Origin of the sequence: Cerasicoccus arenae, from assembly GCF_014651635.1 — a bacterium.
Lineage (GTDB): Bacteria > Verrucomicrobiota > Verrucomicrobiia > Opitutales > Cerasicoccaceae > Cerasicoccus > Cerasicoccus arenae.
The window spans coordinates 85562-108997 of sequence record NZ_BMXG01000013.1; the positions used below are offsets into that span (position 1 = coordinate 85562).

General features: G+C 49.9%; 14 protein-coding genes. 7 read left to right on the forward strand and 7 right to left on the reverse strand.

The features are described 5' to 3' along the window. Positions 1 to 30: 30 nt before the first annotated feature. Positions 31 to 3333 (forward strand): GH39 family glycosyl hydrolase, encoded by a 3303-nt coding sequence (locus tag IE065_RS11495; RefSeq protein ID WP_189515164.1) that lies wholly within the window; start codon positions 31 to 33, stop codon positions 3331 to 3333. A 31-nt stretch (positions 3334 to 3364) separates the two neighbouring features. After that, entirely contained in the window at positions 3365 to 5491 is a 2127-nt protein-coding gene (locus IE065_RS11500) for an alpha-L-rhamnosidase-related protein (RefSeq protein WP_194500032.1), read from the forward strand. Positions 5492 to 5547: 56 nt separating this feature from the next. On the opposite strand, the gene IE065_RS11505 is transcribed toward IE065_RS11500, so the two are convergent. From IE065_RS11505 to IE065_RS11525, 5 genes are all read right to left on the reverse strand, one after another. Next, a complete protein-coding gene (locus IE065_RS11505) occupies positions 5548 to 6618 on the reverse strand; it encodes an alpha/beta hydrolase family protein (protein ID WP_189515168.1) in 1071 nt (356 codons plus the stop codon). A gap of 130 nt (positions 6619 to 6748) precedes the next feature. Continuing rightward, positions 6749 to 8179, reverse strand: coding sequence for an L-fucose/L-arabinose isomerase family protein (locus IE065_RS11510; RefSeq protein ID WP_189515170.1), 1431 nt, complete (start codon positions 8177 to 8179; stop codon positions 6749 to 6751). Between the two features lie 52 nt (positions 8180 to 8231). Beyond that, complete coding sequence (locus IE065_RS11515; RefSeq protein WP_189515171.1) at positions 8232 to 10643, reverse strand: alpha-L-rhamnosidase C-terminal domain-containing protein; 2412 nt, start codon at positions 10641 to 10643, stop codon at positions 8232 to 8234. Between the two features lie 49 nt (positions 10644 to 10692). Beyond that, positions 10693 to 12696, reverse strand: a complete 2004-nt coding sequence (locus IE065_RS11520; RefSeq protein ID WP_189515173.1) for a beta-galactosidase — start codon at positions 12694 to 12696, stop codon at positions 10693 to 10695. A 166-nt stretch (positions 12697 to 12862) separates the two neighbouring features. Further along, complete coding sequence (locus IE065_RS11525) at positions 12863 to 13726, reverse strand: PEP-CTERM sorting domain-containing protein (protein WP_189515175.1); 864 nt, start codon at positions 13724 to 13726, stop codon at positions 12863 to 12865. 609 nt (positions 13727 to 14335) lie between these two features. On the opposite strand from IE065_RS11525, the gene IE065_RS11530 reads away from it, so the two are divergent. After that, positions 14336 to 15409 carry a LacI family DNA-binding transcriptional regulator gene (locus IE065_RS11530; protein WP_189515177.1) on the forward strand — a complete coding sequence of 358 codons (1074 nt, stop codon included), beginning with the start codon at positions 14336 to 14338 and terminating at the stop codon, positions 15407 to 15409. Positions 15410 to 15470: 61 nt separating this feature from the next. Here IE065_RS11530 and IE065_RS11535 read toward each other — a convergent pair whose 3' ends face one another. Beyond that, positions 15471 to 17516, reverse strand: a complete 2046-nt coding sequence (locus IE065_RS11535) for an alpha-amylase family protein (protein WP_189515179.1) — start codon at positions 17514 to 17516, stop codon at positions 15471 to 15473. A gap of 59 nt (positions 17517 to 17575) precedes the next feature. Here IE065_RS11535 and IE065_RS11540 point away from each other — a divergent pair, with 59 nt between their 5' ends. After that, positions 17576 to 18385 (forward strand): AraC family transcriptional regulator, encoded by an 810-nt coding sequence (locus tag IE065_RS11540; RefSeq protein ID WP_189515181.1) that lies wholly within the window; start codon positions 17576 to 17578, stop codon positions 18383 to 18385. A 97-nt stretch (positions 18386 to 18482) separates the two neighbouring features. Here the strand turns inward: IE065_RS11540 and IE065_RS18220 are convergent, their stop codons facing one another. Continuing rightward, positions 18483 to 18614: a hypothetical protein gene (locus IE065_RS18220; RefSeq protein WP_268244961.1), complete on the reverse strand. Its 132-nt coding sequence runs from the start codon at positions 18612 to 18614 to the stop codon at positions 18483 to 18485. A 42-nt stretch (positions 18615 to 18656) separates the two neighbouring features. Between IE065_RS18220 and lgt the strand changes: the two genes are divergently transcribed. The 3 genes from lgt to IE065_RS11555 all read left to right on the forward strand — a co-directional run bounded on the left by lgt (position 18657) and on the right by IE065_RS11555 (position 23392). Continuing rightward, positions 18657 to 19436 (forward strand): prolipoprotein diacylglyceryl transferase, encoded by a 780-nt coding sequence (lgt, locus tag IE065_RS11545; protein WP_200163312.1) that lies wholly within the window; start codon positions 18657 to 18659, stop codon positions 19434 to 19436. A 104-nt stretch (positions 19437 to 19540) separates the two neighbouring features. Next, the gene (locus IE065_RS11550) at positions 19541 to 20581 is read left to right on the forward strand and encodes a bifunctional transcriptional activator/DNA repair enzyme AdaA (RefSeq protein ID WP_189515183.1); all 1041 of its coding nucleotides are present in this window, start codon (positions 19541 to 19543) and stop codon (positions 20579 to 20581) included. Positions 20582 to 20815: 234 nt separating this feature from the next. Continuing rightward, complete coding sequence (locus IE065_RS11555; RefSeq protein WP_189515185.1) at positions 20816 to 23392, forward strand: di-heme oxidoreductase family protein; 2577 nt, start codon at positions 20816 to 20818, stop codon at positions 23390 to 23392. Positions 23393 to 23436 lie beyond the last annotated feature (44 nt).

Here is a 23436-nt window from a genome sequence, read left to right on the forward strand (position 1 = left end):
TTAAGCCCCTCACCCCCCACACATACACTCATGTCACTTCCTTGTTATTCATGTAACACCCTGAAAGGTGTCGGATCAGCTGCCCTGGTGCTCTCAATTGCCTGCCAATCTTTTGCCCAAACCGAGCCCGTAGTCCCGCCAGACTCTCGAATTGCCGCAGCACCAGCCGGTACCCAACGCCTACTTCTTTCCTCCCTTGATCGCGGAGCAGTAAGCTATCAGGCGAAATGGCAGCTAAGTTCCACGAATGTCGAGTCCTACCTCGGCCTCGAACCCAAAGTCGGCGCAGAAGTTCTTAAATTTTCAGGCGTTGCCCAGATCGCTGGAGCAAAAGGTGATTTTAGCATCATAGACAATCCTCCCGGAGAGATTCAGATGCTCGGCATGTGGGTGTATCTCGCTCCAGAATCCAATGTCGGTAAGGTCGGCATCCAAATCTCCGATTCTGAGGATGAATCCCTGACCGCGCTTGTCGCTGCTGATTGGGAGGGCTGGCGATGGCTCGAATTCAACCTTCTCGACGACACCTTCTCACAGTCCTACAATCAAGGTGACAAAACAGGAAGAGCAGATTTTCCGCTTAGAAATGTACACATAGTCTGGTTCACAGAACGGACAGGCCCCAGCTACTTTGGTGTCGATGCGCTGATTGCTTCAGGCACATTTGAATCAACGGCCACGGCCTACAGCATCCAATCCATTTCCCCTCCTTGGGGCGAACCGGGAACTCCTTTTCAGGGACAAGTCGCTATCCACAACTTCACAGAGGATACGCTGGAATTCAAAATCAGCAGCAGCCTCCAAACGAATCCCACTTACAAGCGTTTCACGGTTCCAGACTCTATCCATGGCAGCGACCATGCTCTAGGGCAACCAAGCTGGCTGGAGATCAACGGAGAACACATTGACAACAACACGCTAACCGACAACGAGGACAATACAGGCCCGACCAGCATTCATCCAAACATCCCTAAAAGCGGGCAAAACGAGATCTTTCAGTTCGTGGACCTTGGACAAACTCGGGAAATCACGAAACTGGCTTGGATTGCCGGAGATTCTAACTGGGTAAACAAAATAGATGTCGCAGCATCCATCGACGGAAATTCCTATTCGCAAGTCGAAAGCCTACAGAATCTTGATCTTCACAAAAAGTGGGGCGAGCAAAGTGTTCTGCCGGACAAGCCCTTTCCGGCACGCTTCATTCGCCTGCGTTATCATAATGATGGTAACAGTCTACTGGAGTATTTCCGCACTCTCTCCCAGCTAACTATCTACGATGGAGTTGATGATGAGGCCATTGTCATTCCGTCCTTCGGAAAGGAAATCACTTCTGAAACAATCACTATCCAAGTTGAGCCAAAGAACTTTAGCCTGATTCCATTTAAAGCCACTCCCCCTCTCAATCCAGATGCCTATGTCTTTGGCATGATAGCAGAGGCGGGCAGCGTAAAGGAGATGACCCTTGCCGACTACTTTGTCATGCCTGCAAGTGTCGTGGAAATCAGGCCAGAATCCCGCTTCGGCATCAATGTCAGTGGCCTAACCAACCTCCCCCTTTTAACACGGGCAGGATTCGGCTGGGTACGCTTTGAAAACATGAAGTGGGCGTTCTACAATCCCGCACCAGATACATTTGGCTTCGACGGTTCCGTTGCCCCATGGAATGTCCCTTTTGACGAATATTACGCCGCATATAATGAGGCGGGTATGTCGATCCTGCCTTATATTTTCATCACACCCGATTGGGCAAGCTCCGCACCTGCAGGTGTGAAAAGAAATTCCGGCGGCTACCCTCCAAAAAATCTAGACGACTATGGTAAAGCTATATTCCAGGCCGCGGCTCGCTATGGATCAAATAGCGTGCCCGCCGATCAACTCATGACCGATGACAAGCTGAGTGCCCTGAACATGGTCAACACCTACGAACTGTGGAATGAGCCGAATTTGTCCGACCCGGGCTGGGGATTTTTTGTAGGCACTCTGAGCGAGTACTACCTGCTTTTTCGAAATGGTGCAGAAGCCGCCAAGAAAGCTGACCCGAATGCCCTCGTAACCAATGGAGGCTGGGCCGGATCCTCCATGGAATGGGTAGACACGATGAGAACCTTTCAATACCCCGATGGCAAAACACCGTTGGACTTTACCGACGTGATGAGCACCCATTTCTACTCTGGGAAAAACGAGCCAGAAACCAGCACTGAAGATCCCAATGCCTACCGAGATGGGGCTAAGCCTGAAGAAGTCCAAACACTTGTCAAAGACCTCGCTGACTTAGCAGACTGGCGAGACGAACTAAAACCCAGCATGCCAATTTGGATCACTGAATTAGGCAATGATGTTGGCGGGCCGATGGGACTAACGGAGCGTCACCAAGCGGCTAAACTTCCACGTGGCAACATGCTCGCGTTCGCCAATGGAGTTGAAAAAGTATTCATTTACCGAGAAACTGGATCAGTCCCAGCACAGCACGCTGGAGCTGGCCTCATAAGAGACAACGCCTCCATTCGCCCCTCTTATTTCACCGTAGCAACACAGATACGTCAGTTTGAAGGCATAACTGAAACTCGCGTTCCCCGACTAGACTCCGGGAATCCGAATGTATGGATGTATTACTGGAAACGGACTGGTGGCGATGTGCTCACAGCGTGGGCTCCAAATGATTCAGGCACTCTCGGCTTAGATCTTGGCCATTGCCTAGTAACTAACGCTTTCGGTGGAGAAACCGAAATGGAAGTCACGAAGAATTTTCCTCTAAGTATGTTCCCTGTTTACATCAGCGAGATTGGGAACATGCAGCCAATCGAATCGCTGCTAAAGAAAGCCAACCAACAGGAGGTTGCTCGTAAGAAACGGAGTGTCTTCGATTCGAATGCGTCAGCCGCACTCTTTGACTTTGGTTCCACTGAATACATCGGCACCAAGAAAGTCGGTAAAATTCGCCAGTTCATTCCTGTGCTTGCGGAAGATGTTTACGACCCTGAGAAGCGTTATGGGTTCTCCCCCGAAAGCAATGGGAGAAACGAATTTGCGACATGGCTATGGTCTCCCTTGGAAAAGGATTACGTAAGGTTCGATCAACCATCTATATTCATGGTCAAGCCAAGACCAGGAACCTATCGCTTGCAATTCAAAGGGAAAAATTTCCGAGAGGGCGACGAGCTAATAGTCACCGGATCATCACGTGCGGAAATTCGTATACCGCTAGAGCCTGGAGACTATGGGTCTCCAACCGAAACCGTAACCTTGGTAATCACTGACCGTCAAATGCTGGAAATCAAAATGCCAGCTGGCCGCATCGAATGGCTAACGCTGATCGAAATCCCGGCGAAATAACTCCAATGATTAATCAAAGAGAAAACGTCTGATGTCGACTCCCTCTACTCAAGGTCTAGCAATTGAAGAATCTCGTCGATCGACTGCTCATGAAAGATCGTCTTTCGCGCAGATTGACCCAGCTTACTCTTCAGCGGAACTTTACCCACAGCCTGATCTTGCTGACGGAACAAGAGTAATCTGGCTATATGGCGAAGCAGAACTTGAGTGCTGGCGCCTTTCCGCGTTACGCAAAAAAGTCTCAGCAGCGAAGTTGATCGTAAGCTATCCGGGGACATTTCATACGCCCGCTAGCCATGTAATTTTTCGCTGTGAATTCCAGCCAGCGAATCAGCAAAAAAAGACCTTAACGCTTCGCGCTGTCGGCGACATAATTGTGAGAATTAACGAACAGGTAATCCACAGAGCAAATGGAACTGACACTGCCCATACGATCAAGATACCAGAAGTCGCATTTTCACAAAAACACCAACTATCGATTGAGCTTCGGACACACAACAATGAGCCACCCTGCCTTCTATTAGAAACAGGCAATGAAATGGATAAACCCACAGATTGGCAGTGGAGTTCTGATGGCAATACTTGGTCAAAACCCCGTTTTTTTTCTCAAACAAAATCCGGTATAGCACCACATAAAATAGAGCTACCAACCATAGATGTGACACCTATTTCCGAAAAAAATGGAATGGTTGATTTTGGGCGAGAACTACTCGGTCACGTTGTTTTTTCGTGCTGCAAAAAACCGGTTCTTTTCGTCGGTGAATCCACAGCAGAGGCGTTGAACAATAATCTCGCCGACTTTGAGCAATCGACCGAATTGCTAGAAACATGCGATGGCCAATGGACCAGTAAACATCCCCTGGCATTTCGGTATGTTCGCATAGCGGGAGGGGAAGCGAAAGATGTACGGTGCACTGCTCAGTTTCACCCTGCGCGATATGCTGGTGCGTTTGCCTGCTCTGATGAGACCTTGACTCGCATCTGGATGAACAGCGCCTATACTCTTCGGTTGTGCATGCACGACTTCCTGATTGATGGAATCAAACGTGATCGCCTACCTTGGACTGGTGACATGGCAATGAGCATAATGGCTAATTCTTATAGCTTTGCAGATGCTGACATTATTCGTCGTAGCCTGACTGTTCTGGGACGTGCCGGCATCTCTGACACTGATATAAATGGAATCGTCGACTATTCACTTTGGTGGATTATTTCAGAAGATTTCTATCAGCTATATTTCGACGATAATGAGCATCTCGTCCGAGAATGGACACGGATAAAAAACTGCCTAGAGTTACTTAATAATCGATGTGACAGTGAAGGCCTTATCACCCTTGAGCCTGGAGCTTGGCTATTTATCGACTGGGTTGACGCGGAAAAAATGACCGCGCTTCAGATTCTCTGGTGGTGGGCTCAGATCAGTGGGTCTGCCCTCGCTGAACGCATGAACGAATCATCTCTAGCATCTAAATGGCGTAAGCAGGCCGCGTCCCTGAAGGGTGTTCTATATTCCAAAGCATGGGATGCTAAAGCAAGTGCATGGCGCGCTCATCCTCAGAAAAATTCAGATATATCGCGGCACGCGAACTTGCTGGCCGTCATTTCTGGACTGACCACGATCGATGAGGCATCATCGATTAAAAAGGCACTACTAGATACGAGTATCCCGGATGTTGGCACGCCGTACATGAAGGGATTCGAATGCATGGCACTGAGCGGTCTAGGAGCTTCAGACAGCGCCATTTCTCAGATCAGATACTACTGGGGCGGCATGTTGAAGCATGGTGCGACAACTTTCTGGGAGTCATACAATAGTGCGGAGGAAGATCAGGATATCTATAGCTTCTATGAACGCCCCTTTGCCAAAAGCCTATGCCATGCGTGGAGTTCTGGCCCAGCTTCCATACTGCCAGCCACAGTCATGGGCATTCGTCCACTAGCAGATGGCTGGAAGCGCTTTACAGTCGAACCAAATCTCTACGACCTTGAATGGGCCTGTGCTTCAGTCCCGACTCCATTTGGCGATATACAAGTTGAAATCAGCTCGGACAAAATCACTATTCATGTGCCACTTGGAACAACGCTTGAATTCGATGGGCGCTCTTACTCTGGACCAACAACAGTCTCAGAGAGCCCAGATATTCGCCAACTGCAATGAGTAGGCACGCCTGCCTAGCCAATCAAGAGTAGGACTTAACCGCATCACGCAGATTACTATGACGCTACTAATTCGCGCTTCAAAAATGCGTAGGCCTTTCTACCACTTATTTGGTGCCGCCCTTCAAAGTAATCAGTCAGGATTTGGTCTTTTGCATTGAACACATCATAGACCGATCTGGCTCTGGCAACACTTGCTCGAACTGAGCGGATCGGAAAAATCGGGTCATAGCTACCTGCTTCAATCAACATCGGTCGCGGGGCGATCAAACCGACTAGGTCATACATTTCCCCAAACTTCGCCAACCCCGGAACTACATTGCATGGGCAATGCGCCATTGCAAAAATGCTGTCCCTAAAGGTCGAGTAGTATCCACTAACAACTGACGCCTTAATACGAGTATCTAAACACGCGGAAAAAAACGTGTGCATTCCACCCCCGGAGATCCCCATCGCTCCCAAACGGCTAACATCCAAATCTTTCCGAGTTTCCAAATAATCGACTAGTCGCATTCCATCATGAACACGCATACCGATCACCGATAAACCCATATGAAAGGCCAATAGAGCCGAGTGCATACAAGTGCTGGGAACTGGTTGGCCAGGGATTTCATTGAGGTAAGAAAAGTCCGTCTCGCGTTCTCCAAAACACGAGATCTCAGGCGCAGCGACCGCAAAACCTGCTCGGCAAAGGTCCACTGCAAAATCTTTATGATATCCATCTGGAGTATTTCTTTCTTTCCCGTCCTCCCAGAGGCCAACGATGTCCTTTACACCATATCCATGGCCGTGAAAAGCCATGACCACAGGCAATGGCCGTACGTTTTTTTTTGGCAAAAGAAGATACACTAGCATGAGACAATTCGGACCTGTGCGAATCAATAACTTCTGGCGTATGTAGTCTCCTTTATCGACCTCCTCGACTAAAGATGCGTTAGGATCAGCCGATGGAATAAGGTTCAAGCCGATCTGGCGCGAAAGTGCCTGTCTGGTTTGATTCGTCCATTTCTTGGCCGATGTACGATCCTTTGCAGCAAAGCGATATTTCGCCTCATCAGGCTGATAAATTTGCCAAAGGCATGTCGCTGGTTGTAAGTCCGATCTGATTTTAGATTTTGATTGTTTCATAACGATAAACAAATTTAACCATGCGGTATGTTTTCAATAGTAGTCAGTTGAGGGGGGACTTAGAAATTTTCCCTCATCGTGAAGCTAAGCTTTCAATGAGGAGCGAATACCTCTCAAAGACCTGAGCGAACTAGCAAATTTTCATGGCATCGATCTTAAGCAATTCGGCAAGTTTCTCGAGTTTCGACGAGACATGGCCCAGTCCAATGGCACAATGGTGAGCCGGGCCCGCTTTCGACCAATCATTTAGGAAGGATTTGGCACCTATTGGGAAACTGTAGCGACTGTTCGTATTCCCGATCTTGAGGACAGGTCCGTGAACTGATTCCCCTTCCGCGATCAGAAAAAACAGTGTACCGTCGCGGCGTTGAACAATCGAAAGAAGCGTAACTGGCCCATGCTTAACAGTCATTTGAATAGACAGCCCATTGCCCGGCTTTCCGTGATAAACAGGAAGCGGAACAAGTCCCACACGGCTTTCGGCGATGGCAAGATGAGCGGGGCCATCATGCCCGAGATATATAACGTCATCTTTGAAATCGCAGAGGTAAAGCTCTGAAAAGGAACCGCCAATGCCAAGAGTATCCAGAATTTTCATGCAAAGTGCATTCTTGATCTCATACTCTCCAGCTACGGGAACTCCTTCGCCAGTTAGCAGTGTATTGCCTGGTATCATCGAGGTCACAATGTTCTCGTAAGCGTTGCCGGGTTGCCCTTCATAATAGTAGGCCATTGAACCAAGTCGATGCGACTGCACCAAACGTTGCAGAGCGACGGAGGTTTTTGCTGCACGCACTAACTCATTTTGACTACAGTTAGGAGAGACGTCGAATTCACGATAAAAGCGATCGATTTCATTTGTGACATCCTCAGTAACCACTTTCTCCCTGAGAGCATGGAGTTCACACATTTCCAATATCTCGAAGTGCGTTCCAAAAACCGCTGACTGCTGCGTCATATCACTATAGACATCAAGCATGCCGCAATAGTAATGCCCTAGTACACCGAGCCGATTGTTCTGCATCGTTTTACGAACACGGCTGGCATCGACCCAATCATGAATCTCATCCCATGCTTCATCCTCATCTAGATAACCACTAACCAGATGATAATCGATACCAGCTCTGTTAAAGACGCATGCGATTTCAGGCACACTACAGGCTTGGCAATGCTCCAGCCAAACACCCGTCATTTCACCGCGATCAGCCATGGCATTGAAAGCATCATAATCCAGCTGCGCGACAGGCTGAAGATTGAGTATTACCACGGGGACTCCAACCTTCTGAGCCACTGGCAAAACGGTTGATGACAGTGCGTAAGTCGTGACGAAAAGAAACAGAACATCCACGTTTTCAGCATGGAATCGTTCTCCGGTAACCTGCGCTAGCTCAACACTGTCAACCAATCCAGCATCGACAACCTCACACTGAAACGACGCGAGTTTTGAACGAACTTGTTCTTGGTAGTCCTCAAGCCTTGCTTTAAGCCCATCAAATTGATCCCAATAAGTATCAAGACCAATGCCGAATAGTCCGATTTTGACTGTGGTATTATTGTCCATATGATTCATATTGGTTTGGTTGAATTACGAGCTTGTCCATCTGATTCATTGTTCAGGAAACCGTAACGGCACCTGAAAGCTCACAGCTCCCTGAAAGCGAATCAGTAAATTCCTGACGCTGATTATTTCTCTCCCAGATGCCTGCTACTCCTGTCGGTAATTTTATATTATATTCTTCACGGTTTTCAGTCCGCTTCCATTCAAGATGGATCATGCCTTTGGGGTGTGGCATGCGTATATTGATAAACGAGAGCGCTCCAGGCATTGGTGAGATATGAACACGATTGAATCCAGCTGAAACCGGCCTTATCCCCGCTATACTCGAAAACGCGTGATAGATCGGATGCGCTCCCCAGCCATGACAGTCTGAACGCGAGGGCTCAGGACGCTCTGGGGTAGCCGTAAATCCAAGTCGCGGCAATTCCTCCCAGAAACTTAGCCTCTCATAGAATGCATCATCCGCTCGCATCTTATAAAATGCATCCAAAGCATAATAGGAGAAGTAAATCGACATGGGTGCCAATTGATCCTGCTGCTTAAGCCATGCCTCGAGGCAGCTTTGTTGCTCTTTCTCAGTAAGTATTCCAGAAAGAATCGACCACGCTTGTGCATGCTCACTGAAGCTTTCTTTAGCACTATCGTCGGCCATAAGCGACATTTCGGAACACCAATAACGTTCCTTAAGATTCTGGCCAATTTCCTCTAGAAGACTGAGTGCACGATTGGCAAAAAATTCTTCTCCATAACCATTTTCTATGTCGGCGTAATCTTTCAATGCGAAGAGAAGGTGTAGATTAACCAGCGAGGAATCACCGTCCCTTACTCCTGGCCCGCAACCTTCATCCCAACTTTCAACCCAGTCGATGAATGACCAGCCCGGAACTTTTCCAATTAGCCCGTTGCTATTTCTCCAATATAGGCACTCCTCCATTAACGCCCTTAGGCCAGGAATCCGCTCACTAATGAAATCGGCGTCATCACGCCAGTAAGCTTGTTCGCGTAATAATCTCGGGTACAATAGCGCATAGGTAAAAGAGTCCTGCCGATAGGCAGATGGGTAACGCTCAGCAACTAAGCCCCCATCCTGACGCGACCAGTCAAACAGCTCTAAGCACCTTTTCGTAATAAGATCATCGCGAGTCAGACAGTAGAAAGCGAGCTCACAGATATTGTCGCCAACATAGGAGAGCTGCTCATAGTATGGGCAATCGACCCATTGCTCATGGGCGCATTGCTGGATGCCTGCAACCTGGATTGGCCATGACTCCAAGAATTCCTTGTAATCGCAATCAAAACTAGCCTCATTATTGAAAGGATAGCCAGTCGTGCGAATTCCTATTCGGTTAACGTGTATAGGCTCATCGGCCGCCTGAATACGAATGCGAAGATAGCGTCCAGAACGCCACCACAAAGCAGGCAGTACATTTCGTTGTCCGCAGATTATCCACGCATCACCTAGCCCCACAAAACATTTATCGATAACGGTGCCACGATGGCCTTTCGTTGTCGATAAAGTGACATTGCTAGAGTCGGTTTCTTCAAACAAACTTTCGGCCCAATCCACGCGGATACTGGCTCCGCTTCCTCCTTCAACTTCAAGGTAAGGATAGCCACAGAGGTATTGCTCGAAATCGATAATCACTTCATGACAACTACCGGAATCAAGCTTTAAGCCATTTTGATTTTGCAGGAGTGAATCCCAGCTTTGCACTAGAGAAGTTTTGCCTTCAGCTTCAGCCGCTGAAATGGAAGTGCCCAGGAAAGCATCACGGACAGCACGCACCCGCCCGCCGAACCATAGCTCGACATTCTGCTCGGGCATAATTGTAGGATGTAATCTCCAGCCTGGGGCTCTCGTTCCAAATCGTTCCGGCTCCAATCCACGGCGAACAACCTCCGTTGGTACCGCTCGATGCCCGTCATGAATTAACTCCATATTGAAGTGGAATTCAGGGCCAACAGCGTGGTAGCCGGGGACGGACTGTTCTTGACAATCAATCGCGGGCGATAGATCGCAGGCCAGCCATGGTGCTTCACCAGTATTAAGACGACCCGTCCACATTCCCTCGCCAGCAAAAATGAACCCCGGTCGATGAGTCATTTGAGCCATTGGGGCCAAATTCTCTGGAAGCCACCACGCGATGACCTCAAAACAGTAATCTCCGGCTGGCAATTCAGCCATGTAACTAGCGATTGACCAATGGTTCACATCCGAGCGATCAGGCCCAAGCGCCACCAACTCCTTGTTTACATATAATTGAAACCGCTGATCAGCAGAAATGTGGAAGGGGAAAGCCGCATCTTCATTAAGAACAATATCTAGCCTGAAGCGAATGACGGACCATCGTTGTTCGCCCTCGGCGCTTGCCCATATCCATGACGCCCGTTCAGCAGGATGATCAGCAGACATATTTGCCCATGACGGATGTCGCTTATACGTATTAGAAATTCGTTCGATTTTCATAAATTATAGTATTTTTATCGATCTGTGGCAGTCATTCCTAGCGCCACATTCATTCTTGAAGAAAAGCCCAAGTTTGTGAGGGCATGTGAAGTTTACTTCCCACCAATTTAGTCCGACTTGATGCAGCCAGAAGCTGTTTATCAGGAATCTCGATGTCCACCTCTTCGTAGGTCCAGTTACAGATACCCAGTGCACTTTTGCTATGATCGTGGTTCACCATGGGGATCTCAATTAGACCATCGCAATTACCATTCACCTCTACACCTTCTCGATGAAGCAAATCCTTCCAGAAATGACGTCTTGATACCTCATCAATGTGGCTTCCAAGAATATATATCGTTCCTTTCCCGAACTTTCTGCGCAAGCCCCATGCCTTTCCTTTGAAACGCTCAGTTGTATAAGTTCCGATGACCTCATCTTCCTCACAAGGATCAAAAACAGCTGCAAATTGACTAGTCGTCGCAGCCCGACCATTAATCTCGACATCAAGTCCGCCTGGCATGACCAGAGTTTCCGTTTTAAATCCAATTCGTTGTTCAAGATTACCTAAGATCGCCTGCTCAGGAATCGCATTATCCTCTGTCAAAAATCCAGTGTATGGGCCTACCACCCAGGTGCTCCCCTCCTCTACTAACGCACAAAGACGATCAAGTAGCTCAGGCCTGACGTATGGCAGGTATGGAGAAAAGATGAGCCGATAGTCTTCAATTTCAGCTTCATCAAAAATGACATCTCGCCAAACGCTCAATTCATGAAGCGTGGAATACCATTCAAGGATACGCTTGCTGTAATCAAAGTTATGTTCAATGCCTCCCGCACGATCCAGAAAGCAGAAACGTGCATTGTAATCAGATACTACAAGAGCAACATCAGCCTTCTTAGGATAAAAGTCTTTTAACAGTGGACTCAGTAATTTCCTACACTCAGCAGCTTCCTTCGCATTTTCCCAGCCACTCGATCGACGGCCAGATGCATGAAGTATGGCTTGATGAAAAATCTCCGCACCTCCAGCCTGCTGCCTCCAAGGCCAAAAACTAAACCCACCAGAGCCCATACAGTAATTAATGAATGCATGACACCCCGTCCATCCTTGCCGATAAAGCTCATCATCCACGATTCCTTCAATCGATGTTTCCATCGTAACAAAGCGACCAGCTGGATTCAGCTTTCTCATTAAGTCATACCGATACTGTATCCCTTCCCGCGCATTTTCATACGGGTAAACATCAACAGAAGCAAAATCCAAATGAAGGCTCATGCGCCATTCATCGTGGTGCGAGGTACTGTTATGAGTAATTGGCGCATCACTATGCTGCCTAATAATGTCGATCTGCTCTCTCTGGAATTCGACAAGCACATCCGTCATAAAACGGCGGTAGTTTAACTTCAGAGATAAATTATGTGAGTAGCATGGCAATTTATACGGAGGGGGAACTTCGCTGAAATCACTGTAGGTTTGACTCCACACGACCGTCTTCCAGGCCTCGTTCAGATTATCAATCGTTCCGAAGCGCTGCTCGAGCCACTGAGCCCAACGCTTTATGGTCGCCTCATTAAAACAGCGCTGTTGATGCGACCCCAACTCGTTGTCAATTTGCCAAGCAACCAGCGCTGGGTGCTTACCAAACTCCATCGCGATTTCTTCGGTGATTTTTCGAGAGTACCGGCGAAAGTCGATGTTGCTATAGCACGCATGCTGTCTACCACCATGCCTGTGCTGATAGTCGTCTTCATCCACAAATCCGATCTCAGGATATTTATTCAGCAACCAGATCGGCGGAGTTGCAGTCGGCGTGCAAAGAATTGCTCCAATACCGTTTTGGTGCAACAAATCCAATGCATCCGCCAGCCATTTAAATTGATAATAGCCCTCCTCTGGCTCCAGTTTAGCCCAAGCAAACTCTGCGAGCCTGACTGTATTAAAGCCAAGTTCGACCATTTCTCTCATGTCTTGCTCCCAGACCGCCTTAGACCATTGCTCAGGATACCAAGCAGACCCCAATATCAATTCAGGAAACTCCAATGACTTATTGCTAGATTTCGCTATAATCATACTTCAATTATACTTATTTATAAGAAGAATTTCAAACCCACTCGCCCTTCGCGCATAACACATCAAACGGAGAAAAACCCTCGGCGCTGGAGCCGAGGGTTGAGCGTCGATCTTGTAAATAGGACTTAAATTACCCAATACAGATCAGTCGCATCGGGCCTTCGCTTTAGCTTTTTGCCGAGCGACGACGCATCGCAATTAGGATGAAAGCGCCTACACCCAAACCAAGTGCATAAGTGGAGGGCTCCGGTATGGCCGTATAATCAACGGTGAGAATGGCGGCACCGCTTCCAGCTTGAACACTATTGTATGCATACTGGAATGCGAGAGTTGAGCCTTCTCGGCCACCAAAGAATCCCCCTGGGCCATTGATCGATACCACTAACCCAGCATCCGCAAGATCAGAATCGCCCAACCAGCCCGAGATAAGAGCTGCGGAGTCTACCCCACTGATAGTATACGTCTGTGTTTCCCCTGCAGTAAAAACGACATCAGCAAAAGAACCCGCATCATAGCTGGCAGAAACATCAAGCCCAGAGAGCAGCGTGTCTCCTGCAATAAGATTTCCACCACTCGCCCAGTCGACACCTTCGTTCGTGCCAAACGGCCCGGTTTTATTGGAAAAAGGATTGGTGGCACCAGTGACATCTTGATCTCCAGTCCCCGTACCCTCTACCCATCCCTTGTTCGCAGCTGAAAATTGACTGAATGTCAGATTACCTGCATTTCCTGGCGTTGCCACAGCGTTCGTTGTTGCCGCAGTAAACGTGATGGACACCGAATTGATTGTTGCACCACTAAGTGAACCTAGGCTTGAGGTATCAAAACGCAGCAACATAGCCTGATAATTGTTAGCTGCCATCCCTAGCTGTACGTTGCCGCCCCAAGGGAGTTCCTGAAAGAAACCTTCAGTAAGAATCGTGGTGTCTTGTATTGCGCTCATGTTGAGCGTCGCACCGGACAAGGCTGGTGAACTGGCTAACAAAGTTAGCGAGCATGCCTGAAAAGCAATTTTAGAGATGAGTTTCATGATTTTTTTAGAGTGGGGTTAACATGTTTTTTGATTTCAGTACCAATCCTATAGACATCCTCATTCTTGTAAAGAAATAAATTGGCCAAATTATTTTCTTAAAGTTCACTTTATGCGATGCAACTAGACACAGAATCCAATCGAAATGCAGCGTCACTTAAAGATCCCCTCAGCCCTTATAGAAGCAGGAAATCACCACACACACACACACCTTTAACCACCTATATGACAAGAATTCTTAGAATCAGTAACTTCAACCGGCACGCTGAATAATCCCGAAAGATCTCGACCAAACATCCATCTTGAATGTTACCCCAGAATCCGACCCACCATTTCTACGCAAACACCACACAACGTCGATCTGAGATGAAACGCATACTCAGAATCAAATCCGAGACACCGCCTAAGATGATTAATTGGATTATTTATCACCATCTTACAATGAAAGAGGCCTATGTTTACACATCTGAGTGACCAACATAACCGCCAAAGCAATCATCAAGAAGCATTATGAACGCTCTTACACTCCAAGCAATTTGAAGCTCAATACGCATGAACAGGCGAGAGGTAATCTACCGTGACTGGGCTTAGAATTAAGAAAAATGTCTCGTGATTCAAAAATCAAAGGCTAGTTTGCCTTTCCTCATGCCAGCAAAGACAAATAGCTCAGACCAGAGTGTCTCAATGCAAGAAATTGCGGATCGGTGTTCTGTTGTCCAAGCCACAGTTTCCAACGTTCTCCGCAATCGCCCCAACGGTAGGGTGGGTGATGAAACCCGTGAAAAGATTTTCCGCGCCGCCATCGAGTTGCGCTACAAAATGCGCTCCGATCAGCGCATTGACAGTCGCAAACGCCAAATAGGCTATTTATTGCTCGATCTAGATTTTGCCTACAGAGACTCATTTTATTCAGGCAGCTTGGTCAGGCAGATCAAGATGATTGAGGAGTCATTTGACTTCAACGTCCAGATATACACCTATCCCCGCGATCAATTTGATCGCATGCTCTATAAGGCCGTTTGCGGCGACTACTGCGATGCACTAGTCCTGTCTCGCTACGGCGGAGAGGAACTTGTCAATGAATTGGTCGAGCGCTTGCCAATCCCTCTAGTCTATCTGGACGACTCCCATGGGCTAAAGTGCTCGTCCCTTAGTCCCAATATGGATGCGATGGGCCGGATTGCTGCAGAGCACCTATATCAGAAAGGCTATCGGAAGTTCGCAGTGTTCGGTGGTTATCTCAGCGATTATCGAGGGATGCGAGGCCTCGGCTTTGTCAATTTCCTGAAAGAATTAGGCATCCCCTCAAAGGACATTATCATATACGACGAAGAGTATGGTTTCAATGGAGGTCGAATGATGGCGCTCCAGCTCATAAAGCAATTGACCAGAGAACCAGTAGGCGTGTTCAGTCACGATGATGACGTAGGATTTTCCGCACTCCAGGCATTCCAAGAACAACGAATTTCAGTCCCCAATCAAGTCGGCATTATTGGTTGTAACAATGCAGTCCACAGCCCATATACCTACCCACCGCTAAGCTCCATTGACTTAATGGCGAATGACCATGCACAAACGCTTTTGCGGATGCTGACAAATAGCATGAAAGAAAATCGCATAGATACCATTCGGACCCCTCTAAAACTAATCCCACGGGGCAGCACAATGCTCACTCCTGATTAAACAGCAACTGCCACCAGCCAGCCGTTTACTTAGAGTAAGTCAGTTGTAGCCAATACGTTGATTAAGATTTCAAGACAATCATCTGGTGGCAGGAAAACGCAGGGACCTTGATATTGATCAGCTCACCGACCCGCTCGAATGGCAAGTCCACACCCATAGGCTCTAAGCGAGCAGTGCGGATCGATTCTGCTAATCTCAGACTCACTTCAATACCATGCAAGCTTGGTAATTCCTCTATGATTTCGAGCCTCTTTCCTTCCGCCAAGGATAAATGAATCGGCCCTCCCCGACTCACCGTCGGCGCGTACAGCAGATGGAGCACGTATCGTTGCTCGTCTGTTTGATACGTTAAGGAAGCGCGTCCCGTTGAAGGCATATTTGTCATCAACCGCTGCTCTCCTCCGAGGAATGAACGGATGGCATTCACAATAAAATGCCGATATGCAACAGCGCCATAACTCCGGTAATTCCGAAATACTGGATGGCTAAAATACAAAATCGGTCCATGCTTCACCCCACAATCATAACCTGAAGACTCCTGCAAATTTGGCGCGTGTTGGTGACTGTTGAAGTCCGACCAGTTCCGGTTGAAATATGGATCAAAGATCTGCCCCAGCGAGCATCCTCCCTGCGCTCGAATTCGATGAGAGCGCTCATACATAATTTGCGGCATATCAACAAATGAAGCACGCAACTCAGGCACTGGCAGAAAATAATCATGGCCTAGATTCCTCTCACTGTCCGCAGGAAAGCATGGGCTAAGCCCCTCGTAGTCAGCCCCAATATCGAAAGCAAAATTTTCGCGATCTTTCCACTGACCACTTTCTCCGGACAAAATCAATTTTCCGCCTTGTGCGATATATGCATCTAGCTTCTCCTTCAAAGCCTCATCAATACGAATATTATCCGGAAGCAAAAGTGCTTTGTATTCCGAAAAATCCATCGTGCGGTCGACTACTCCAAACAAAAAGTGCCCCTCAAGGAGAACACGACAAGCGCCTTCATCCGCTGATGCCTTGTGGTCACCAACGCCTTCCGCTTCACTGGATAAAATCGCCACATCAAAGCATTGCTTTGCACCACGACACCACGGCTCCTTCGCTTCAACCTCTCGATAAGCTTCACCGATGATCTTGTAAGTGGATTGATCCAGCATACCATTCGGGTGCAACTGATCGCCTACGCTACACTTTGCTCCGTAAGCCAACATGGCAGCACATTCGTAGCGTAATGCATTTGGGTGCTTATAACCACCGAATTCACCCCAAGCAGTATGAAATTTTCCGGTCTGCCCAAGAAAATCTAACGACAAATTGGATACATATTTAGCAGACAGTGGAAAGTGATCATAGCCCCATCCACCAGTCGGCAACGACTCGAGTTCCAAGTGGCTAAAGTAAGGCAACACCTCATGTCGCCCACGGTAAATATGCGACGAATTATGCATTATCGGCATATCTTGCCGTAACGATTTCGCCACCGCTGTGGTCTGTATATAATACTGCTCCACGGCCAATCGTGACGATTCCTTGCGATCAGCCTCACAGGCAGGATCAAGCCCATTGGCTTTCATAAAATCAAGACTCCAGCGACTGCAAGATTGGTGCTGTGCAATGATATCCAGGAATATTCCATCGCAATCGGGGAAGAGCTGAACCACTTCACGGATTTGTTCACAGAGGTAATCCAAATAAGGGCTGTGGAAATCCATCATGTGAAATCCCGATTCCAGAATCCGCGTCGACCACCCAGTAAAAACGCCATCCTTATTTATTTCACGCCATTCAGGGTGATCATAGGAAGCCAAATTATCCACTCCGGCAGAAAGATAGATCGGCGCATTAATCCCGATTTCCTTCGTCGCATCATACTGTTTACGCAGTAGATCAAAATCTAAATGAGGATGTATTTTCCCAACTTTGGTCGGATGATAACTCCAACCGTGATGACACTTTGCGAAAAGCGTAATGGAATCCACCGCAGCCGACTTCAGTGTCTGTTGCCAATGGTTCTTATCAAAATGCTCACCAATACCTGGAATGATAGGCGAAGTGTGAAAATCTAAATGAACCTGACGAAAGCGTAGTGAATAAGGGGAATTTGACATGCCTTACTCTAACAAAAATACTGCTTGTATATCAATGAACATAAGATTCTATTTTATGTATGATACACACATTCGGCGATCTACAATCGAGTAAAAGCATAGGAGATACGATCAGTCTCAATGTGCTCAGCTACTACTGGATGCAGATTGAACAATGGAACCATGATAACTTACGCGCTCCCTACTGGCGGCTTTACTGGAACAACAAGAGTGGTGCCACCATCTACCTGAATAAAAGTGAATATTCGCTGCCCCCGAACCGGATCACTATTATCCCGCCCGAAACTCCTTTCTCCTGCAAACTGGACAGCCCCACCATTCATTTTTTTGTGCATTTTACCAATTCGCTCAAATGCAGGAACTGCATCCCTCGGCAAGTCGAAATTACGAACAAGGAGCAAAAACGCTTAAAGGACATCGTAGCAATGACTGGCGATCAGGTGAATAGTTGGGAGATTGTCAAAATAGTATCGCAGAGCTTGGCACAGCTTCCTCTCAGTGACTGGATTACGCCAAGGACTCCCAATCAACGCATACTCGACGCCATTCAAATCATCAATCGACAGGCCACCAGTACCATGCCGATAGGCCAAATCGCTCAACAGGTAGGCATGAATCCCAATGCATTCATCCGCCTCTTCAAGGAACAGACCGGAACAACGCCAGCCCGCTATGCAATCGAACGTAGGATAGAGGCCAGTTGCCTACTGCTACACCACAGCACACAAAGCATTGAGGACATTGCGAGCAGTTGCGGGTTTTGCGATCGCTTTCATTTTTCAAGGACGTTCGCTCGTCTACGCGGAACATCTCCCGTCGCATTTCGCAAACAATCTGGCTTACAATTTGCCAAAACAGAGATCTCTTGATCCGCTGTCAGACAGAGCGGATAATGCATAACGGGACACTCTCTTATAGACCATTCAGCCAAGCACACAGATAGACAGTGTTTTGCAATGTAAGCGTTTAGACACCCTCTAAGCACATCTCCCGTATTGACCTCCTCCTCCCTCCCTGCATCGATAGCCGCGTGATCGCGCAAATCCCCCCCCCCCCCCCCCCCCCCCCCCCCCCCCCGACACCGGGCATTGGGTTCATCAACTGGACCCATTCCTCTTCCGTTTTCCCGAGGGCTGGCCGGTGGACGGCATTCGCTGGTATGGGCTGGCCTACGTCGCCGGGTTCATCGCAGGCTGGGCACTGTTGCGCCTTTACTTTAAGAAAGGCCGTTCGCCCTTCAACCCTGAGCAACAAGCCGATTTGCTCACCGCGCTCGTGATCGGCACCCTGCTCGGAGGACGCTTGGGCTACTACCTGCTCTACCGTTTCGATGAACTCTTGCACGATCCACTCATGATTTTTCGTGTGTGGGAGGGTGGCATGGCCAGCCACGGCGGCATGGTTGGGATTCTGCTCGGCATGGTCTGGTTTACCTACAAAAACAAGGCCTCGTTTTGGCAAGTCGCCGACATCACCGTGACCCTTGGCCCCCCCGGTGTCTTTTTTGGCCGCCTCGCAAACTTCATCAACGGCGAGCTATACGGCCGCCCCTCTGATGCCCCCTGGGCAATGCACTTCCTCGACTATTGGCGCAACCCAACGACTGGCTATGGCGAGTATTTCTGGACGCCCGCCGTCCACCCTTCTCAACTCTATCAAGCCGGCATGGAGGGCCTGTTGCTCACCGTGTATTTACAGGCGCGGTTCTGGCTCAGTGACCCAGCTAAGCGAACCATCGGCCAATTGACTGGCGAGTTTTTGATCGGCTACGCGCTATTACGCATTGCAGGAGAAGTCTTCCGCGAGCCGGACGCCACGCTGATTCTCGGCCTCTCGCGTGGATCGTTCTACTCCCTGTTCATGATCATCGCTGGCGTGGCCATCATTGCCTTTCGGCGCAAAGCGGCCTCCCGCACTTAATATTCATCGCTAAAAGTTCAGCCATGAGACGCATTGTAAAAATCGAAATACGGTGCCTGATTTTCGGCGGCGACATGCCGATTTCATGATAAGCTGTTGCCACGATGATTAACCAGACAGACGAATTTTATGCGGCGCTTGTAGCCAAGAATGGCCATTACGAAGGTGTATTCTTTGCAGGGATTAAAACCACCGGTATCTTCTGTAGCGCCACCTGCCCCGCCCGCAAACCCAAGCGAGAGAACTGCGAGTTTTTTGACACGGCACAAGAGGCACTGCTCGCTGGCTACCGCCCCTGCAAACGCTGCCACCCGATGGCCTTCCCTCAGCAGGAATCCGCACTGGTCCGCCAGCTCATCGAAGCCGTCGAGGCCGAACCGGAAAAACGCTGGAGCGACGCCGATTTTCGCGCCTTGGGGATCGATTCCTCCACCGTTCGCCGTCAGTTCAAAAAGCGTTTCGGCATGACCTTTGTCGCCTACGCACGATCGCGCCGTATGGGACTAGCCTTACAAAACATTCGCTCGGGCGAACCCGTTATCGACGCCCAACTCAACGCAGGATACGAGTCCGGGAGTGGTTTTCGGGTCGCCTTTTCCCGCATCATGGGCGAGGCTCCACAGTCTTCGAGCCGCCCCCTCCTGCTCGCGGAATGGCTCGACACGCCTCTGGGCCCCATGCTCGCCCTCGCCGACGACAAGGCCCTGCATTTACTGGAGTTCACCGACCGCCGCGGACTGGAGCGAGAGATCGAACGCCAACGCAAACATTACGCCATTGCCCCCGGACGCACCTCGATCACCGACTCCATCGAGGCGGAACTCAAGGAATACTACGCGGGTAAATTGCAGCGCTTCCAAACCCCAATCCACTTCCGCGGAACGCCGTTCCAGCAAACCGTCTGGCAGGCCTTGACCACGATCCCCTACGGCGACACGTGGGCCTACGCCGAGCTTGCGAAAAACGTTGGCAACCCCAAGGGGTTCCGCGCCGTCGCCAGCGCCAATGGGTGCAACCAACTCGCGATCATTGTCCCCTGCCATCGCGTCATCAACGCCGACGGCGAACTTGGCGGCTACGCCGGAGGCCTCGTCCGCAAGCAATGGCTCCTCCGCCACGAACAGCATACCAAGCGTCCCGCTTGACCGAGAGTTTTTCGAATTGCGCAAAAGGTGCTGGAGTGACGACGGTACGATGACGCGGTGTGACTGAGGGGAGGATAGTGGGTAAACGCTGGTGAGTGGGGGAGAGCATGGGGAAGCGAAAGTATGGGGTCGGGGAGGTATTCGCAGGAGACTGGGAATAAAACCCTACTTGGGTGCTCTTAGGTTCGTGGATGTCATCACCAGACGTCACGCCCGAGTAACCCAAGCAAACACATGAACCGACACCTGATCCTGCTGGTCACAATCGGCCTGGCTCCCATGCTGGCGTTCGCCGCCCGTATTGAATTTCTAGAAAACATTCACCGCATCCACTGGAACGCTCAGGCAGACACCGTTTACCTGATGGAGCACTCGATTGATTTAAGCAATTGGAGCGCGATTGGACCAGTGCTACTCGGCAATGGAGAAGAACGCACCTACGACGTCCCACACACCGACCCGCAACTCATTTTCTACCGCCTGCTACGCATACCAGCGGACAATTTTAAGAGCGCCGCCTCAGACAATGTTCGCCCAAACTATGTGGCTTGGGTGTCCGAACTGGCCGATGGCACGCTTCGATTTGAGTTTTACTCGTTGGTACCCAGTGACTTCGCCGACATTCATTATTCCGTTAATGGTGGTAGCCAACTAAACCTCCGCATGTCAGGCAATGGCCCGCGTTGGCATTACGATACCCCCCCCCTCGCCGACGGCGACAGCGTCAATTTCTACTTCACCTACGATCGCGAAGGCCCCGTGGAAGATACCCCGAGTTATCAACACATCATCGCAGGAGACAACTCCGGCGGCAGTGGCGGCGGTGGTAGCGGTGGTAGCGGTTCAGAGTACGAAGACGTACTTCCCCCCCCCCTCTCCCCGGCAAGCTACTCTCACGGCCTTGATTTCGCCTCCGACCAAGCAACGATCCGTATCCAGCCAGGCATCCACCCGGAGTCAATGATCGTCACCTTCCGCCGTAATGGCGGCCCTTGGCAGGCGCAATTCATGACGAAGACCAACGACGAATGGCGCTATTCCCTAACTGCTGAAGACGGTGATTTACTGGAGTATTATTTTTATTCGATCACCCCGGACCACATCCGCAGCACCACATTTTCCCGCTCAATTGGCTCCACCCAGTCAACGGAGCCCCCCCCCCTCGAAATCCTAGCGGCAGGTCGTTTCCGCGACCGGCATGAGAACGAACTCCGCTTTGATCCCTACGTCGAAAATTACTTTGATCGCAGCTATTTCGGCCTGACGCTGCTGGATTATGGGGATGGCGTGGACGTTGTTTTCGATCCAGCCGAGCCCATGAATTTCGTCGACATCAAGCTCTACGACCTAGACGAAACGCCACACGAGGAACGTGGCATCGACGTGCGCGCCGACTACGCCGAGGGCCACCGGATGATCCCGGTCGATGGCAAATTCTACTGGCGCATCGACGCCGTCACCCCAGGCCAATTCATTGATCTTGAGTTTACTCTCCAACGCACGCGAACGGGACAGCAATATTACACCGCGATTTTCCGGTTCTTCGTCGGCGAAGGCGCGCTCACCCAGCGCATCACTGACGAAGTAGCCTGGAGCGGCGGGGCGACTTCAGTCGATGTCTATAGCGAGACTCAGTATTCCTTTGCTCAAGCTGCTCACAACGCCCTTCCTGAAACCTTGGATAAGTTCCTGGCCGGCAAAAATGTCTTTGACCGCGTGTTTGACGAATCCCAAGGGCTAGGACCGCTCTACAACGCAAAATCCTGTATCCAATGCCACGCCAACGACGGCGCTGCCAAGCCCCCCACCACCATTAATGAGATGATGAACGGCATGCTGTTCAGAGTGACGAAGGCCTCGCCCAGCGGACAAATTCCGCATGATGACTACGGTGTCCAGTTGCAAGACCGAGCGACCACGGGCAACTTCCCCGAAGGGCGCGGTCATGTGCAATACACCAATCAGGCTGGCGCATTCGGCGACGGGGGGGCCTACTCTCTCGCCAAGCCCGTTTATACCTTTTCCGGGCTGCAAGGGCCGGGCTTCCTGACGGCGATCACCTCGCCTCGCGTCGCTCCGAAAATCATCGGCATGGGCCTGCTTGAGGCGATCCCAACGAGCACGCTCGAAGGCTGGGAGGACCCCAATGACACCAATGCCGACGGCATTTCCGGCCGGATCAATTGGGTAACAGATCCCGAGACTGATCAGCTAGCCCCAGGCCGGTTCGGCTGGAAGGCTGCCCAGCCTTCAGTAAGTGCTCAGGCTGGTATTGCCCTCCGCGAAGACATCGGCGTGAGCAACCCGATCTACCCAGATTCGGGTGAGGAGTTAACCGACACCGATTTCGACCCACTGGTTCACTACACGCGCCTACTAGGCGTGCCGATGCGGCGCAATTGGGACGATCCCGACGTCATTGCTGGCGAGCAACTATTTAGCGCGATGGGCTGCGTTGCCTGCCATGTTCCAACCGTTACTACTACTGATGACCATCCACTCAGTGAGCTTAGCGGGCAACGCATCCATCCCTATACCGATCTACTCCTACATGACATGGGAGACGGTTTAGCTGACTCCTTGGAAGAGGGGGACGCCGCTGGCACCGAATGGCGGACACCGCCGCTATGGGGTATTGGCCGCACAGAAGAAGTCAGCAGTCATTCGCGCTACCTGCACGACGGCCGCGCACGCAATTTAACCGAGGCCATTCTGTGGCATGGTGGTGAAGGCGAAGCCTCCAAAGAAGCCTTTCGAACGCTCCCCAGCGCTCAACGCGACCAAGTGATTGATTTCCTACGAAGCCTTTAAACAGCGCGAAGGCGCATCAATCGTTTTTTTAGTGAAGAAATCGA

What these genes read in the sequence shown, in the direction of transcription:
- IE065_RS11550 (WP_189515183.1), top strand. Translation starts at nt 19,541, where the DNA reads ATGATTAACCAGACAGACGAATTTTATGCGGCGCTTGTAGCCAAGAAT.
- IE065_RS11500 (WP_194500032.1), top strand. Translation starts at nt 3,365, where the DNA reads ATGTCGACTCCCTCTACTCAAGGTCTAGCAATTGAAGAATCTCGTCGA.
- IE065_RS11525 (WP_189515175.1), bottom strand. Translation starts at nt 13,726, where the DNA reads ATGAAACTCATCTCTAAAATTGCTTTTCAGGCATGCTCGCTAACTTTG.
- IE065_RS11540 (WP_189515181.1), top strand. Translation starts at nt 17,576, where the DNA reads ATGATACACACATTCGGCGATCTACAATCGAGTAAAAGCATAGGAGAT.
- IE065_RS18220 (WP_268244961.1), bottom strand. Translation starts at nt 18,614, where the DNA reads ATGAACCCAATGCCCGGTGTCGGGGGGGGGGGGGGGGGGGGGGGGGGG.
- IE065_RS11535 (WP_189515179.1), bottom strand. Translation starts at nt 17,516, where the DNA reads ATGTCAAATTCCCCTTATTCACTACGCTTTCGTCAGGTTCATTTAGAT.
- IE065_RS11520 (WP_189515173.1), bottom strand. Translation starts at nt 12,696, where the DNA reads ATGATTATAGCGAAATCTAGCAATAAGTCATTGGAGTTTCCTGAATTG.
- IE065_RS11495 (WP_189515164.1), top strand. Translation starts at nt 31, where the DNA reads ATGTCACTTCCTTGTTATTCATGTAACACCCTGAAAGGTGTCGGATCA.
- IE065_RS11505 (WP_189515168.1), bottom strand. Translation starts at nt 6,618, where the DNA reads ATGAAACAATCAAAATCTAAAATCAGATCGGACTTACAACCAGCGACA.
- IE065_RS11555 (WP_189515185.1), top strand. Translation starts at nt 20,816, where the DNA reads ATGAACCGACACCTGATCCTGCTGGTCACAATCGGCCTGGCTCCCATG.
- IE065_RS11510 (WP_189515170.1), bottom strand. Translation starts at nt 8,179, where the DNA reads ATGGACAATAATACCACAGTCAAAATCGGACTATTCGGCATTGGTCTT.
- IE065_RS11515 (WP_189515171.1), bottom strand. Translation starts at nt 10,643, where the DNA reads ATGAAAATCGAACGAATTTCTAATACGTATAAGCGACATCCGTCATGG.